Here is a 16789-nt window from a genome sequence, read left to right on the forward strand (position 1 = left end):
ATACTCTAGCTTGCCAGTTTTGGATGCAGTTCCCAGGTTGAGCCCGGGGATTTCACATCCAACTTAACAAACCACCTACGCGCGCTTTACGCCCAGTAATTCCGATTAACGCTTGCACCCTCTGTATTACCGCGGCTGCTGGCACAGAGTTAGCCGGTGCTTATTCTGTCGGTAACGTCAAAACACTAACGTATTAGGTTAATGCCCTTCCTCCCAACTTAAAGTGCTTTACAATCCGAAGACCTTCTTCACACACGCGGCATGGCTGGATCAGGCTTTCGCCCATTGTCCAATATTCCCCACTGCTGCCTCCCGTAGGAGTCTGGACCGTGTCTCAGTTCCAGTGTGACTGATCATCCTCTCAGACCAGTTACGGATCGTAGCCTTGGTGAGCCATTACCTCACCAACTAGCTAATCCGACCTAGGCTCATCTGATAGCGCAAGGCCCGAAGGTCCCCTGCTTTCTCCCGTAGGACGTATGCGGTATTAGCGTCCGTTTCCGAACGTTATCCCCCACTACCAGGCAGATTCCTAGGTATTACTCACCCGTCCGCCGCTCTCAAGAGGTGCAAGCACCTCTCTACCGCTCGACTTGCATGTGTTAGGCCTGCCGCCAGCGTTCAATCTGAGCCATGATCAAACTCTTCAGTTCAAACATCTTTGGGTTTTGAGAAAACCCTAAACTTGGCTCAGCAATCGTTGGTTACATCTTTGATTTCTCGCGGAGTAACTTGTGATGCTGATAATCTTTTTGACTATCAGTCTGACTCCACAAGCACCCACACGAATTGCTTGATTCAGTTGTTAAAGAGCGGTTGGTTAAGCTTTCGCTCAACCGAGGCGCGCATTCTACAGCAGCCTCTGTTGCTGTCAAGCGGTTATTTTAAGAAGTTTTCAAAGTTTCCCCTGTAACTTCAACCACTTGCGCTATCGATTGCTCGTTAGCGGGAGGCGAATTCTACAGCGTTACACGCTGCTGTCAACACCTTATTTCCTGCAACTTTCAATCGATTCGCTAACCAGGTAAACGACCCGGCTAACTGGACAAGCTTTAAACAAAGCTTGTACTTATACAAAAACAAAATCCCTGTCTGCGCGAGCAGACAGGGATTTTGGAATTTAATCTTGACGATGACCTACTCTCACATGGGGAAACCCCACACTACCATCGGCGATGCATCGTTTCACTACTGAGTTCGGGATGGGATCAGGTGGTTCCAATGCTCTATGGTCGTCAAGAAATTCGGTAGCCAGGTCGTTTACCTTTCGGTTCACGCTCCAGCGAATGGGTATGTAATAGAGTCGGTGCTTTGTGAATTGCAAACTTTCGGTTTGTATCGTCTTCACACACCGCAATCTGGTGCTCTTTCGAGTCAGCAAATTGCTTGGGTGTTATATGGTCAAGCCTCACGGGCAATTAGTATTGGTTAGCTCAACGCCTCACAGCGCTTACACACCCAACCTATCAACGTCGTAGTCTTCGACGGCCCTTTAGGGAACTCAAGGTTCCAGTGAGATCTCATCTTGAGGCAAGTTTCCCGCTTAGATGCTTTCAGCGGTTATCTTTCCCGAACATAGCTACCCGGCAATGCCACTGGCGTGACAACCGGAACACCAGAGGTTCGTCCACTCCGGTCCTCTCGTACTAGGAGCAGCCCCTCTCAAATCTCAAACGTCCACGGCAGATAGGGACCGAACTGTCTCACGACGTTCTAAACCCAGCTCGCGTACCACTTTAAATGGCGAACAGCCATACCCTTGGGACCGGCTTCAGCCCCAGGATGTGATGAGCCGACATCGAGGTGCCAAACACCGCCGTCGATATGAACTCTTGGGCGGTATCAGCCTGTTATCCCCGGAGTACCTTTTATCCGTTGAGCGATGGCCCTTCCATACAGAACCACCGGATCACTAAGACCTACTTTCGTACCTGCTCGACGTGTCTGTCTCGCAGTCAAGCGCGCTTTTGCCTTTATACTCTACGACCGATTTCCGACCGGTCTGAGCGCACCTTCGTACTCCTCCGTTACTCTTTAGGAGGAGACCGCCCCAGTCAAACTACCCACCATACACTGTCCTCGATCCGGATAACGGACCTGAGTTAGAACCTCAAAGTTGCCAGGGTGGTATTTCAAGGTTGGCTCCACGCAGACTGGCGTCCACGCTTCAAAGCCTCCCACCTATCCTACACAAGCAAATTCAAAGTCCAGTGCAAAGCTATAGTAAAGGTTCACGGGGTCTTTCCGTCTAGCCGCGGATACACTGCATCTTCACAGCGATTTCAATTTCACTGAGTCTCGGGTGGAGACAGCGCCGCCATCGTTACGCCATTCGTGCAGGTCGGAACTTACCCGACAAGGAATTTCGCTACCTTAGGACCGTTATAGTTACGGCCGCCGTTTACCGGGGCTTCGATCAAGAGCTTCGCGTTAGCTAACCCCATCAATTAACCTTCCGGCACCGGGCAGGCGTCACACCCTATACGTCCACTTTCGTGTTTGCAGAGTGCTGTGTTTTTAATAAACAGTCGCAGCGGCCTGGTATCTTCGACCGGCGTGGGCTTACGCAGTAAATGCTTCACCCTCACCGGCGCACCTTCTCCCGAAGTTACGGTGCCATTTTGCCTAGTTCCTTCACCCGAGTTCTCTCAAGCGCCTTGGTATTCTCTACCCAACCACCTGTGTCGGTTTGGGGTACGGTTCCTGGTTACCTGAAGCTTAGAAGCTTTTCTTGGAAGCATGGCATCAACCACTTCGTGTTCTAAAAGAACACTCGTCATCAGCTCTCGGCCTTGGAATCCCGGATTTACCTAAGATTCCAGCCTACCACCTTAAACTTGGACAACCAACGCCAAGCTGGCCTAGCCTTCTCCGTCCCTCCATCGCAATAACCAGAAGTACAGGAATATTAACCTGTTTTCCATCGACTACGCTTTTCAGCCTCGCCTTAGGGACCGACTAACCCTGCGTCGATTAACGTTGCGCAGGAAACCTTGGTCTTTCGGCGTGGGTGTTTTTCACACCCATTATCGTTACTCATGTCAGCATTCGCACTTCTGATACCTCCAGCAAGCTTCTCAACTCACCTTCACAGGCTTACAGAACGCTCCTCTACCGCATCACCTAAGTGATACCCGTAGCTTCGGTGTATGGTTTGAGCCCCGTTAAATCTTCCGCGCAGGCCGACTCGACTAGTGAGCTATTACGCTTTCTTTAAAGGGTGGCTGCTTCTAAGCCAACCTCCTAGCTGTCTAAGCCTTCCCACATCGTTTCCCACTTAACCATAACTTTGGGACCTTAGCTGACGGTCTGGGTTGTTTCCCTTTTCACGACGGACGTTAGCACCCGCCGTGTGTCTCCCATGCTCGGCACTTGTAGGTATTCGGAGTTTGCATCGGTTTGGTAAGTCGGGATGACCCCCTAGCCGAAACAGTGCTCTACCCCCTACAGTGATACATGAGGCGCTACCTAAATAGCTTTCGAGGAGAACCAGCTATCTCCGAGCTTGATTAGCCTTTCACTCCGATCCACAGGTCATCCGCTAACTTTTCAACGGTAGTCGGTTCGGTCCTCCAGTTAGTGTTACCCAACCTTCAACCTGCCCATGGATAGATCGCCCGGTTTCGGGTCTATTCCCAGCGACTAGACGCCCTATTAAGACTCGCTTTCGCTACGCCTCCCCTATTCGGTTAAGCTCGCCACTGAAAATAAGTCGCTGACCCATTATACAAAAGGTACGCAGTCACCCAACAAAGTGGGCTCCCACTGCTTGTACGCATACGGTTTCAGGATCTATTTCACTCCCCTCTCCGGGGTTCTTTTCGCCTTTCCCTCACGGTACTAGTTCACTATCGGTCAGTCAGTAGTATTTAGCCTTGGAGGATGGTCCCCCCATATTCAGACAAAGTTTCTCGTGCTCCGTCCTACTCGATTTCACTGCAAAGATGTTTTCGCGTACAGGGCTATCACCCACTATGGCCGCACTTTCCAGAGCGTTCCGCTAACATCAATACAGCTTAAGGGCTGGTCCCCGTTCGCTCGCCACTACTAAGGGAATCTCGGTTGATTTCTTTTCCTCAGGGTACTTAGATGTTTCAGTTCCCCTGGTTCGCTTCTTAAGCCTATGTATTCAGCTTAAGATACCTAACTTATGTTAGGTGGGTTCCCCCATTCAGACATCTCCGGATCAAAGTCTGTTTGCCGACTCCCCGAAGCTTTTCGCAGGCTACCACGTCTTTCATCGCCTCTGACTGCCAAGGCATCCACCGTATGCGCTTCTTCACTTGACCATATAACCCCAAGCAATCTGGTTATACTATGAAGACGACATTCGCCGAAAATTCGCAATTTAACTCACAAATTTTACCTTAGCCTGAATAAACACCAGTGAAAGTGTTATCCAGTCTATCTTTCTATCACATACCCAAATTTTTAAAGAACGATCTAATCAAAAGATCAGAAATCAACATTCACCACCATCTGATGGAATGTTCATTTCTAAGCTTTACGATAGAGAAGCCACGATTTAACGTCGCTTCTACCGTCTTCTTCAATGAATCAAGCAATTCGTGTGGGAACTTATGGAGCAGCTGATGTCGTCGATTAAGGAGGTGATCCAGCCGCAGGTTCCCCTACGGCTACCTTGTTACGACTTCACCCCAGTCATGAATCACACCGTGGTAACCGTCCTCCCGAAGGTTAGACTAGCTACTTCTGGTGCAACCCACTCCCATGGTGTGACGGGCGGTGTGTACAAGGCCCGGGAACGTATTCACCGTGACATTCTGATTCACGATTACTAGCGATTCCGACTTCACGCAGTCGAGTTGCAGACTGCGATCCGGACTACGATCGGTTTTATGGGATTAGCTCCACCTCGCGGCTTGGCAACCCTTTGTACCGACCATTGTAGCACGTGTGTAGCCCAGGCCGTAAGGGCCATGATGACTTGACGTCATCCCCACCTTCCTCCGGTTTGTCACCGGCAGTCTCCTTAGAGTGCCCACCATTACGTGCTGGTAACTAAGGACAAGGGTTGCGCTCGTTACGGGACTTAACCCAACATCTCACGACACGAGCTGACGACAGCCATGCAGCACCTGTCTCAATGTTCCCGAAGGCACCAATCCATCTCTGGAAAGTTCATTGGATGTCAAGGCCTGGTAAGGTTCTTCGCGTTGCTTCGAATTAAACCACATGCTCCACCGCTTGTGCGGGCCCCCGTCAATTCATTTGAGTTTTAACCTTGCGGCCGTACTCCCCAGGCGGTCAACTTAATGCGTTAGCTGCGCCACTAAGAGTTCAAGACTCCCAACGGCTAGTTGACATCGTTTACGGCGTGGACTACCAGGGTATCTAATCCTGTTTGCTCCCCACGCTTTCGCACCTCAGTGTCAGTATCAGTCCAGGTGGTCGCCTTCGCCACTGGTGTTCCTTCCTATATCTACGCATTTCACCGCTACACAGGAAATTCCACCACCCTCTACCATACTCTAGCTTGCCAGTTTTGGATGCAGTTCCCAGGTTGAGCCCGGGGATTTCACATCCAACTTAACAAACCACCTACGCGCGCTTTACGCCCAGTAATTCCGATTAACGCTTGCACCCTCTGTATTACCGCGGCTGCTGGCACAGAGTTAGCCGGTGCTTATTCTGTCGGTAACGTCAAAACACTAACGTATTAGGTTAATGCCCTTCCTCCCAACTTAAAGTGCTTTACAATCCGAAGACCTTCTTCACACACGCGGCATGGCTGGATCAGGCTTTCGCCCATTGTCCAATATTCCCCACTGCTGCCTCCCGTAGGAGTCTGGACCGTGTCTCAGTTCCAGTGTGACTGATCATCCTCTCAGACCAGTTACGGATCGTAGCCTTGGTGAGCCATTACCTCACCAACTAGCTAATCCGACCTAGGCTCATCTGATAGCGCAAGGCCCGAAGGTCCCCTGCTTTCTCCCGTAGGACGTATGCGGTATTAGCGTCCGTTTCCGAACGTTATCCCCCACTACCAGGCAGATTCCTAGGTATTACTCACCCGTCCGCCGCTCTCAAGAGATGCAAGCACCTCTCTACCGCTCGACTTGCATGTGTTAGGCCTGCCGCCAGCGTTCAATCTGAGCCATGATCAAACTCTTCAGTTCAAACATCTTTGGGTTTTGAGAAAACCCTAAACTTGGCTCAGCAATCGTTGGTTACATCTTTGATTTCTCGCGGAGTAACTTGTGATGCTGATAATCTTTTTGACTATCAGTCTGACTCCACAAGCACCCACACGAATTGCTTGATTCAGTTGTTAAAGAGCGGTTGGTTAAGCTTTCGCTCAACCGAGGCGCGCATTCTACAGCAGCCTCTGTTGCTGTCAAGCGGTTATTTTAAGAAGTTTTCAAAGTTTCCTCTGTAACTTCAACCACTTGCGCTATCGATTGCTCGTTAGCGGGAGGCGAATTCTACAGCGTTACACGCTGCTGTCAACACCTCATTTCCTGCTTCGATGACTTGAAGCTGACACCGTCGAAAACCAATCCAACTCATTGAAGCTCAAGGAGTTTTCCGTTTCGACTGCGCCGGAAGTGGGGCGAATTATAGGCGGTTAAGATTCCGAGTCAAGCCCTAATTGAGTGACTCTATCAATTAATCCAAAACCACCTATCTAATAGAAGGGGGCTAACGCCCCCTCTATTAGATAGCTACAGAACTCCCGACTGCCGCAAAGCCTCAATAGCGCCAGACCGCAGCCCCAGTACCCGCTCCAGCACCTCCTGAGTGTGCTCCCCCAGTAATGGCGGCGCATTACGGTATTCCACCGGCGTACTCGACAACCGAATCGGACTTGCCACCTGCGGCACCATTCCCGCCAGCGCATGCGGCATCTCTATGGCCAGGCCCCGCGCCTGCACCTGAGGATCGGCAAACACCTGCGCCAAATCATTGATCGGCCCGCATGGCACACCGACCGCCTCCAATTGCGCCACCCACTCAGCGGTCGTTTTAAAGACAGTCGCCTGCCGTATCAACGGCACCAGCACCGCACGGTTGGCCACCCGCTGCTTGTTACTCACAAACCGCGGGTCATCCCCCCACTCAGGCCGGCCTGCCACCTCTGCGAACTTACGGAATTGACTGTCATTACCCACAGTAAGGATGAAGTCGCCATCCGCCGTTGGGAAATCCTGGTACGGAACGATGTTCGGGTGGGCATTACCCAAACGCTGCGAAGGCACGCCTGTTGTCAGGTAGTTCATTGCTTGATTGGCCAGACATGCCACCTGCACATCCAGCAATGCCATATCAATGTGCTGCCCACCGCCATCATTCTGACGGTGAGCAAGGGCCGCCAGAATTGCTACGGTCGAGTAAAGTCCGGTCAGGATATCCGTCAGAGCAACCCCCACCTTAACCGGGCCCGCCCCCTCCTCTCCTTCCGGCCGACCGGTCAAGCTCATCAGACCGCCCAATCCCTGAATCATGAAGTCATAGCCCGCCCTCTTGGCATAAGGGCCCGTCTGACCAAATCCAGTGATCGAGCAGTAGATCAACTCAGGGTTCAGATCCTTGAGCGACGCGTAGTCCAATCCGTAAGCCTTCAACCCCCCGACCTTGAAGTTCTCGATGAGGATGTCGGACTTCGCCGCCAGCTCACGCACCAGTCGCTGCCCTTCAGGCTTGGTGAAGTCAATGGTCACCGATTGCTTGTTGCGATTGGCCGACAAGTAATAGGCCGCCTCACCGGTACTCTCGCCACGGGCATTTGCAAGAAAAGGCGGCCCCCAGGCTCGAGTGTCATCCCCATTACCTGGACGCTCTACCTTGATGACTTCAGCCCCGAGGTCCGCCAGGATCTGCCCAGCCCATGGGCCGGCCAATACCCGCGACAAATCCAACACCCGCAAATGCGATAAAGCACCCATGAGGCGAACTCCTGTTAATAGAACGCCTGAAGACCGGTTTGTGCACGCCCAAGAATCAAGGCATGCACGTCATGCGTTCCTTCATAGGTATTCACCACTTCAAGGTTGACCAAGTGCCGCGCCACCCCGAACTCATCCGAAATGCCATTACCGCCCAGCATGTCGCGAGCCATACGCGCGATATCCAGAGATTTACCGCACGAGTTGCGCTTCATGATCGAGGTAATCTCAACAGCTGCAGTTCCTTCATCCTTCATTCGACCCAACCGCAGGCAACCTTGCAGCGCCAGCGTAATTTCGGTCTGCATGTCAGCCAGTTTCTTCTGAATCAGCTGCGTCGCAGCCAAAGGCCGACCGAACTGATGACGGTCCAGCGTATATTGGCGAGCGGTATGCCAGCAGAACTCAGCAGCCCCCAGCGCCCCCCAAGAGATGCCATAGCGCGCGGAGTTGAGACAGGTGAAAGGGCCTTTCAAGCCGCGCACATCAGGAAATATGTTTTCCTGCGGCACGAAGACGTTATCCATGACGATTTCGCCAGTAATCGATGCACGCAAACCGACCTTGCCGTGAATCGCCGGAGTGCTCAGGCCTTTCCAGCCCTTTTCAAGCACAAACCCACGAATGTCACCCTCGTCATCCTTCGCCCATACCACAAAGACATCAGCGATAGGACTATTGGTGATCCACATCTTGCTGCCCGTCAGGCTGTAACCGCCATCGACAGACCGAGCACGAGTGATCATCGCACCCGGGTCAGAGCCATGATTGGGCTCAGTCAGGCCAAAGCAACCAATCCATTCGCCGGAGGCCAGCTTGGGCAGATACTTCTGTTTTTGCGCCTCAGTCCCGAACTCATTGATCGGCACCATCACCAAGGACGACTGCACGCTCATCATTGAGCGATAACCAGAGTCCACCCGCTCCACTTCACGGGCAATAAGTCCATAACTGACGTAGTTAAGGCCGCTACCACCGTATTGCTCAGGAATCATTGCACCCAGCAATCCGGTCTCACCCATTTCGCGAAAAATCGCAGGGTCGGTCTTCTCATTACGGAAAGCTTCAAGCACACGTGGCGCCAGCTTATCCTGGGCAAACTGCTCAGCACTGTCGCGCACCATGCGCTCTTCTTCAGTCAGTTGCTGATCCAGCAGCAATGGATCAATCCAGTTGAAGCTTGCTTTACCCGCCATGAGTGAACCCTCGAGAAATAGAACAAATGTCGTAAGCCGATCCTAGGTCGCCTTCTATATAAGGACAAACGAGGATTCAGCACGCTCTTGTGATAATTTCTCACTCCGTAGCACCCAAAAAAGCCATCTTTGATGATCTTTAGTGAGGAAGCTGTACATGCGCCGCAAAATACCCAGCACAACAGCCTTGATCAGCTTTGAAGCTGCCGCACGCCATGAAAGCTTTACCAAAGCGGCAGAGGAGCTTTCCCTCACGCAAGGCGCTATTTGCCGACAAATTGCTAGCCTGGAAGATTTCCTGAGCGTAGAGCTCTTCAGACGCTCCAAGCGCGGCGTGAAACTGACTGAAGCAGGCCTTTCTTACAGCCGTCGAATTGCGACCCAACTCGATGCAGTGGAACGGGACACGCTGTCCGTCATGGGCCAACAGGGTGCCAATGTCATTGAGCTGGCCGTCGTACCCACCTTCGGCACGCAATGGCTGCTTCCAAGACTCAAGGACTTCCAGCAACAACATCCGGACGTCACCGTTAACCTGACAAACCGTACGCGTCCATTCCTGTTTGCTGACACCGATTTTGATGCCGCCATCTACTTCGGCGATGCCGACTGGTCTGGTACAGCGTCGTACCGCCTAATGGGAGAAAACCCGGTCCCGGTATGCAGCCCCTCGCTACTGGGCACAAACCAGAACCTCAGCCCTCAAGCTCTCTCCGAGCTGCCACTGCTGCAGCAAACCACCCGCCCCTACGCGTGGCGCCAATGGTTTAACGCACAAGGCTTGAACGTACCACGAGACCTGACAGGTCCTCGTTACGAACTGTTCTCGATGCTTGCGCAAGCCGCCATGCACGAAATGGGCGTGGCGCTCATTCCGCCTTTTCTGATCCAGCGAGAACTGTCCGAGAAACGACTGGTGGTCGCCAACCCCTGCACTTTGCCGAGTGCCAAGGCTTACTACCTGATGATTCCAGAGCGCAAAATTGAGTCCGCTTCACTCAAAGCCTTTCGCGACTGGCTGATCGATCAGGCCCAGTGCTACAGCCTGAGTTGAAGTCCCGCATCGTCCGGAAGGATTATGTAGTCACTACAAAACGCACTACATATATACGTAAATGTCGCTTTTAAGCAGTCCTTACTTATGTCTAACTAGACAAACCTTAAACCCAGTAACCACGCGGCCTGCAGGGTATTTCTGAAAGTTATGCAGCGATAACCAAAAGAAATGTGAGAAAACTTTAAAAACCACAACAAAACGCTACAGGCCACGCCAATAAAGGCCTGCAGCCTGTCGTTGCGACATTCGGTCACTGCATGACTTGTAGTTAAAATTCCGTCACCCTCCATAAGTTCTTGAAGGCCTAAAAAATCGCCTGCATTATGCGGCGCCCCACCCAGATTTTGGTGGGATCGTGCTGATCGGCCGCCCCAGTCGCACCATCCGTAGTGCGCTGGCTTTCTTATAAAAGATCACGCAGGAGATATGACGTGCACATTGGTGTTCCTCTCGAAACCCATACGGGTGAAACCCGGGTCGCTGCTACCCCGGAAACCATCAAGAAGCTGATCGGCCAAGGCCATAAAGTGACTGTTCAAACCGGCGCAGGTATTAATGCCAGCGTCACTGACAGTGCTTATGAAGCAGCAGGTGCGAACATTGGGAGCGTCAGCGATGCCTTCGGCGCCGAACTGATTCTCAAGGTTGTAGCCCCCAATGACAGCGAGCTGGCTTTGATCAGCAGCGATACAGTGCTGGTTGGCATGCTTAACCCGTTCAGCAATGAAACCATTGCCAAGCTGGCCGAACGCGGGATCACGGCGTTCTCTCTCGAAGCGGCCCCGCGCACCTCTCGCGCACAAAGCCTTGATGTGCTGTCATCTCAAGCCAACATTGCCGGCTATAAAGCCGTCCTGCTCGCCGCCCATCACTATCCACGCTTTATGCCGATGCTGATGACTGCTGCCGGCACGGTAAAAGCCGCTCGCGTGCTGATCCTGGGTGCAGGTGTTGCCGGATTGCAGGCCATCGCCACGGCCAAACGCCTGGGTGCAGTCATCGAGGCTTCCGATGTGCGCCCTGCCGTTAAAGAGCAGATCGAATCCCTGGGCGCCAAATTTGTCGACGTGCCGTATGAAACCGACGAAGAGCGCGAATGTGCGGTTGGCGTTGGCGGTTATGCGCGTCCAATGCCCGCCAGCTGGATGCAGCGCCAGGCGCTAGCCGTTCACGAGCGTGCCAAGCAGGCTGATATCGTCATTACCACAGCACTGATCCCGGGCCGTAAAGCCCCTGTGCTTCTGAGCGCCGAAACCGTGGCACAGATGAAGCCCGGCTCGGTGGTTATCGATCTGGCCGCAGCCCAAGGCGGCAACTGCCCCTTGACCGTGGCCGATCAGGTCGTGATTGAGCACGGCGTAACCATCGTTGGGCACACCAACCTGGCCGCCCTGGTTGCCGCAGATGCTTCGGCGCTTTACGCCCGCAACCTGCTGGACTTCCTCAAACTGGTCTTCACCCCTGAAGGTCAATTCCAGATCAACCTTGAAGACGATATCGTCGCCGCGTGCCTGATGTGCCGCGACGGTCAAGTCGTGCGCAAAAACGGCTGAGGATAAAAACAATGGAAGAGCTGATCTCCCCCGGCATCTACAACCTGATCATCTTTGTACTGGCTATATATGTCGGTTATCACGTGGTCTGGAACGTTACACCTGCCTTGCACACCCCCTTGATGGCCGTAACCAACGCCATTTCCGCGATTGTGATTGTGGGCGCCATGCTCGCTGCAGCCCTGACAGTCACCCCGCTGGGTAAAACCATGGGTACCCTCGCGGTCGCGCTGGCCGCCGTAAACGTATTTGGTGGATTTTTGGTCACCCGGCGCATGCTGGAAATGTTCAAGAAGAAAGCACCGAAAGCCAAAGAAGAGGTGCGTAAGTCATGAGCATGAACCTGGTCACCGTTCTGTATCTGGTTGCATCGATCTGCTTCATTCAAGCCCTTAAAGGCCTGTCGCACCCCACTACATCACGCCGTGGCAACCTGTTCGGCATGCTCGGCATGGGCCTGGCGATCATTACCACCGTCGGCTTGATCTACAAGCTGGGCGCAGAGATCGCTACGGCTGGCATCGGCTATGTGATTGTCGGCCTGCTGGTCGGCGGCACCGCTGGCTCTATCATGGCCAAGCGCGTCGAAATGACAAAAATGCCTGAACTGGTCGCCTTCATGCACAGCATGATCGGCCTTGCGGCGGTATTTATTGCCATCGCTGCCGTGGTTGAACCGCAATCGCTGGGCATCGTCAAACATCTGGGCGAGGCCATCCCTGCCGGTAACCGTCTGGAGTTGTTCCTGGGTGCAGCCATTGGCGCCATCACGTTCTCCGGCTCGGTGATTGCGTTTGGCAAGCTCTCAGGCAAATACAAGTTCCGCCTGTTCCAGGGTGCACCCGTACAGTTCAGCGGCCAACACAAGCTGAACCTGGTACTGGGCCTGACCACGCTGGGCCTGGGCATCACCTTTATGCTGACTGGCAACCTCAATGCCTTTGCACTGATGCTGGCTTTGGCGTTCGTATTGGGGGTACTGATCATCATCCCGATTGGCGGCGCCGACATGCCGGTCGTGGTTTCGATGCTGAACAGCTACTCGGGCTGGGCAGCGGCTGGCATTGGCTTTTCGCTGAACAACTCGATGCTGATTATTGCCGGCTCGCTGGTAGGTTCTTCGGGTGCGATTCTTTCGTACATCATGTGCAAGGCAATGAACCGCTCGTTCTTCAACGTGATTCTTGGTGGTTTCGGCGGCGCAGTCGAGTCGGACGGGCCTGCCGGCTCGAAAGAAGCGCGCCCGGTGAAGTCGGGCTCAGCCGATGACGCCACCTTCCTGCTGACCAACGCCGACACCGTGATCATCGTTCCAGGTTACGGCCTGGCCGTGGCACGGGCACAACACGCCCTGAAAGAGCTGACCGAAAAGCTGACTCACCGCGGCGTGACCGTGAAGTACGCGATTCACCCGGTTGCAGGCCGGATGCCAGGTCACATGAACGTCTTGCTGGCCGAGGCCGAAGTGCCTTACGACCAGGTGTTCGAGATGGAAGACATCAACTCCGAGTTTGGCCAGGCCGACGTCGTACTGGTGCTTGGCGCCAACGACGTGGTCAACCCGGCAGCCAAGAACGATCCGAAATCGCCGATTGCCGGCATGCCGATCCTCGAAGCCTATAAGGCCAAAACCGTCATCGTGAATAAACGTTCGATGGCCAGCGGTTATGCCGGCCTGGATAACGAGTTGTTCTATCTGGATAAAACCATGATGGTTTTCGGCGACGCCAAGAAAGTTATTGAAGATATGGTGAAAGCGGTCGAGTAACATCCCCGCCCCCCAGCAACACTCAAACCCCGGCGCTGGATTGGCCGGGGTTTTCTATTTCTAGAGATCCCGACCAATGGCTCTAAATCGCCGTCTGGCATTCGACCATGGTAGCGGGACGTAAGGCTGTGAAAATGAATAGACTGCGCCTCTTGCTTCCGTTGCCCGAGATAACAATCCATGTACCGTGAACGTATTCGCCTGATTTCTCTACACGATAAGGTCATGAGCGCCGAAGAAGCCGCCGCCCTTATCCAGGACGGCATGACCGTCGGCATGAGCGGTTTTACCCGTGCCGGCGAAGCCAAGGCAGTCCCACAAGCATTGGCCGAGCGCGCCAAGTTGTCACCGCTCAAAATCACCCTGATGACCGGCGCCAGCCTGGGCAACGACCTCGACAAGCAATTGACCGAAGCCGGTGTACTCGCTCGTCGCATGCCCTTTCAGGTCGACAGCACCCTGCGCAAGGCAATCAATGCCGGCGAGGTGATGTTTATCGATCAACACTTGTCCGAAACCGTTGAGCAACTGCGTAACAATCAGCTCAAACTGCCGGACATTGCCGTTATCGAAGCCGTTGCCATTACCGAGCAAGGTCATATTGTTCCAACGACCTCCGTAGGTAACTCCGCCAGCTTTGCGATCTTCGCCAAACAGGTCATCGTCGAAATCAACCTGGCGCACAATCCGAACCTGGAAGGTCTGCACGATATTTACATCCCGACCTACCGTCCGACCCGTACACCGATTCCGCTGACCAAGGTCGATGACCGCATTGGCAGCACCGCGATTCCGATCCCCGCCGAAAAAATCGTCGCGATTGTCATCACCAACAAACCGGATTCGCCGTCCACGGTGCTCGAGCCCGACAGCGAAACCCAGGGCATCGCCTTCCACCTGATCAACTTCCTCAAGCAGGAAGTGGACGCTGGGCGTATGACCAACAAGCTCGGCCCACTGCAAGCCGGTATCGGAAACATTGCTAACGCGGTGATGTGTGGTCTGATCGACTCACCGTTCGAAGACCTGACCATGTACTCCGAGGTACTGCAGGACTCAACCTTCGACCTGATCGACGCGGGCAAGATGAGTTTCGCTTCAGGGAGCTCCATCACCTTGTCCAGCCGCCGCAATACGGACGTGTTCGGTAACCTGGAACGCTATAAAGACAAACTGGTACTGCGTCCCCAAGAGATCTCCAACCACCCGGAAGTGGTTCGTCGCCTGGGCATCATCGGTATCAATACCGCACTGGAATTCGACATCTACGGCAACGTCAACTCCACTCATGTCTGCGGCACGCGGATGATGAATGGCATCGGCGGCTCGGGTGACTTCGCACGGAACGCTCACTTGGCGATCTTTGTGACCAAATCCATTGCTAAGGCCGGGGCAGTCTCCAGCGTTGTGCCTATGGTCAGCCACGTCGACCACACAGAGCACGACGTCGACATTCTCGTCACAGAGCAAGGCCTGGCCGACCTGCGCGGCCTGGCCCCGCGTGAGCGCGCACGCGTCATCATCGACAACTGCGTCCACCCGGACTTCCGTGAGGCACTGAACGAGTACTTCGCTGCCGCTTGCGCAATTGGCGGTCATACACCGCATATCCTGCGTGAGGCCCTGAGCTGGCATATCAACCTGGAAGAAACCGGGAAAATGCTGCCGTAACACGCGGACTAGACAGCCGCCGCTGAAATTTCATTTCAGCGGCGGCTTTTTTTCGCCTCAATTTTTCAAAAACTGTACTGCTGTACTGGTCATTTTCAGCCTACTTCCCCTGTCCAACCCACCAATTTGATCAAAAATGCACCATATTGGGGCCGACAGGTACAGTTGTGCTCATTTATGGCCGTACAGCACTAATAAACAGTTAACTGGCCCAGCGCAATACAGGTGAACTGTATCTAGAGACCCTGGACAAAGAGGAGGATCATTGGCATCAGTTAAACCACTAGCCAATGCCGCCACAAGCGGAAGGATGCCGTCATGGAACGTACACTCAGTTCCGAACTGTTCAGCGAAAGCAACACTGTAAAAAACCAGGCAGCCATGCCTTTGCGCGTACTTGCCAACCTTATGCTGTGGCAGCGCCGTATCTCCAGCCGCCATCAATTGGCTCGACTGGATTCGCGTCTTTTGGCTGATGCCGGGATTAGCGAAGCACAGCGTTACGAAGAGCTGAGCAAGCCGTTCTGGCGCTAAAGAGCGCTCGCTGGCCCTGACCATCGGTCCATCGCCAGCACCCTGAATTGAAAAAACAAAACCCGTCACGGTCAGCCGTTGACGGGTTTTGTCGTTTATAAGCCTGTTTTTTGAAGAGAGACAGCTGACAGGTACAGTTGTTAAAATATAAAAATATAGCCAGTACAGTTTCGTAAAGCCCTGATCTAGAGCAGTGCAGCGTAGCAAGCTGCAAAAACAGCCTATGCGCCATACGTGGTCTGCGCCTACTATTCACACCATAACCGTCTATTTTGTAATAGCTCATGCCCTGGAGTAACACCATGTCCACATTTCGCCTACTCACTGCTGCTGCCTTGTTGACGCTTGCTGCGAGCGCTAATGCTTCAAGCTTTATTGTTACCACCGACTCTCTGGTAGGCTCCCTTAAAGCAACGTCTGACCTGACATCCGATGCGACCGGTTCGTTTCGTGACAACAAAATCGTGCGTGCCGCACGTGACGACGCCGCCAGCTTTGTTGCCAGTGAAGGTGCCATTCGTGGCGTGAAACTCGAAAGTGCATTCGAAGCTATCCGCCAACAAGCACCCGCGCTGCAAGCTACCGATACTCAACTGGCCCAGGCCATCCTGACTATCTAACGTACATCGCTCGCCTGCAGGGCAAGCCTGATCACGATGCAACGACGCGGCGTCTCTGCAGAGGCGCTGTGATGCTATCGCGAGCAAGCGCGCTCCTGCAGGCGTCGTGCCTCACCCCGCGCTGGCTCTGCCCCGGGCATTGCGCTAGCCTTGGGCCTCGCTCATCAGCCCACGAGACCCATGCGTTTTTTCTCTTTAGCTCTACTTGCCCTCTGCTGGACACACACAGCAAACGCCTTCGATATGACCACGCAAAATGTAGTGATCAGCGGTTACGTCACCAGTAAAGTGACATCCGCGCCTTTCGATCACAAACTGATACTTGCCGCCCAGGATGACGCCGCAGCCTTCGTTGCCAGCGATGGACAACTACGAGGAGCACAGCTGGAGTCTGCCTTGCGCTACCTGCGCCAGTCCCAGCCAAAAATCAGTGCCAACGATCTTGAACTGGCACAAGCAATTCTCGTCCAATAAATACCCGCG

The 16789-nt window shown here is 53.7% G+C and carries 10 protein-coding genes and 4 rRNA genes (1 of these 14 cut by a window edge); 8 read left to right on the forward strand and 6 right to left on the reverse strand.

Annotation, left to right across the window (positions count from 1 at the left end):
* The 6 genes from DQN55_RS21790 to DQN55_RS21825 all read right to left on the reverse strand — a co-directional run.
* Positions 1 to 653 (reverse strand): 16S ribosomal RNA (locus DQN55_RS21790); it reaches 884 nt to the left of the window's first position.
* Between the two features lie 471 nt (positions 654 to 1124).
* Positions 1125 to 1240: ribosomal RNA gene (gene rrf / locus DQN55_RS21800) — 5S ribosomal RNA — on the reverse strand.
* Positions 1241 to 1397: 157 nt separating this feature from the next.
* Positions 1398 to 4289: ribosomal RNA gene (locus tag DQN55_RS21805) — 23S ribosomal RNA — on the reverse strand.
* A 314-nt stretch (positions 4290 to 4603) separates the two neighbouring features.
* A 16S ribosomal RNA gene (locus DQN55_RS21810) occupies positions 4604 to 6140 on the reverse strand.
* Together the 16S, 23S and 5S rRNA genes form the textbook arrangement of a ribosomal RNA operon.
* A gap of 546 nt (positions 6141 to 6686) precedes the next feature.
* Positions 6687 to 7907: a CaiB/BaiF CoA transferase family protein gene (locus tag DQN55_RS21820; RefSeq protein ID WP_048381670.1), complete on the reverse strand. Its 1221-nt coding sequence runs from the start codon at positions 7905 to 7907 to the stop codon at positions 6687 to 6689.
* A gap of 14 nt (positions 7908 to 7921) precedes the next feature.
* Complete coding sequence (locus tag DQN55_RS21825; protein WP_003438163.1) at positions 7922 to 9103, reverse strand: acyl-CoA dehydrogenase; 1182 nt, start codon at positions 9101 to 9103, stop codon at positions 7922 to 7924.
* Between the two features lie 157 nt (positions 9104 to 9260).
* Here DQN55_RS21825 and DQN55_RS21830 point away from each other — a divergent pair, with 157 nt between their 5' ends.
* From DQN55_RS21830 to DQN55_RS21865, 8 genes are all read left to right on the forward strand, one after another.
* Positions 9261 to 10157 (forward strand): LysR family transcriptional regulator, encoded by an 897-nt coding sequence (locus DQN55_RS21830; protein ID WP_048381669.1) that lies wholly within the window; start codon positions 9261 to 9263, stop codon positions 10155 to 10157.
* Positions 10158 to 10591: 434 nt separating this feature from the next.
* Complete coding sequence (locus DQN55_RS21835) at positions 10592 to 11713, forward strand: Re/Si-specific NAD(P)(+) transhydrogenase subunit alpha (RefSeq protein ID WP_048381667.1); 1122 nt, start codon at positions 10592 to 10594, stop codon at positions 11711 to 11713.
* A gap of 11 nt (positions 11714 to 11724) precedes the next feature.
* The gene (locus DQN55_RS21840; protein WP_048381665.1) at positions 11725 to 12048 is read left to right on the forward strand and encodes an NAD(P) transhydrogenase subunit alpha part 2; all 324 of its coding nucleotides are present in this window, start codon (positions 11725 to 11727) and stop codon (positions 12046 to 12048) included.
* Entirely contained in the window at positions 12045 to 13481 is a 1437-nt protein-coding gene (locus DQN55_RS21845; protein WP_048381663.1) for an NAD(P)(+) transhydrogenase (Re/Si-specific) subunit beta, read from the forward strand. The genes DQN55_RS21840 and DQN55_RS21845 overlap by 4 nt, the downstream gene beginning before the upstream one ends.
* 180 nt (positions 13482 to 13661) lie before the next feature.
* Entirely contained in the window at positions 13662 to 15152 is a 1491-nt protein-coding gene (locus DQN55_RS21850) for an acetyl-CoA hydrolase/transferase family protein (protein ID WP_048381661.1), read from the forward strand.
* A 318-nt stretch (positions 15153 to 15470) separates the two neighbouring features.
* Positions 15471 to 15686: a DUF1127 domain-containing protein gene (locus DQN55_RS21855; RefSeq protein WP_048381660.1), complete on the forward strand. Its 216-nt coding sequence runs from the start codon at positions 15471 to 15473 to the stop codon at positions 15684 to 15686.
* A 302-nt stretch (positions 15687 to 15988) separates the two neighbouring features.
* Positions 15989 to 16306 (forward strand): DUF2388 domain-containing protein, encoded by a 318-nt coding sequence (locus DQN55_RS21860; RefSeq protein WP_048381658.1) that lies wholly within the window; start codon positions 15989 to 15991, stop codon positions 16304 to 16306.
* A 180-nt stretch (positions 16307 to 16486) separates the two neighbouring features.
* Complete coding sequence (locus tag DQN55_RS21865) at positions 16487 to 16780, forward strand: DUF2388 domain-containing protein (RefSeq protein ID WP_048381655.1); 294 nt, start codon at positions 16487 to 16489, stop codon at positions 16778 to 16780.
* Positions 16781 to 16789: the final 9 nt, after the last annotated feature.

It is taken from the genome of Pseudomonas taetrolens (assembly GCF_900475285.1).
Lineage (GTDB): Bacteria > Pseudomonadota > Gammaproteobacteria > Pseudomonadales > Pseudomonadaceae > Aquipseudomonas > Aquipseudomonas taetrolens.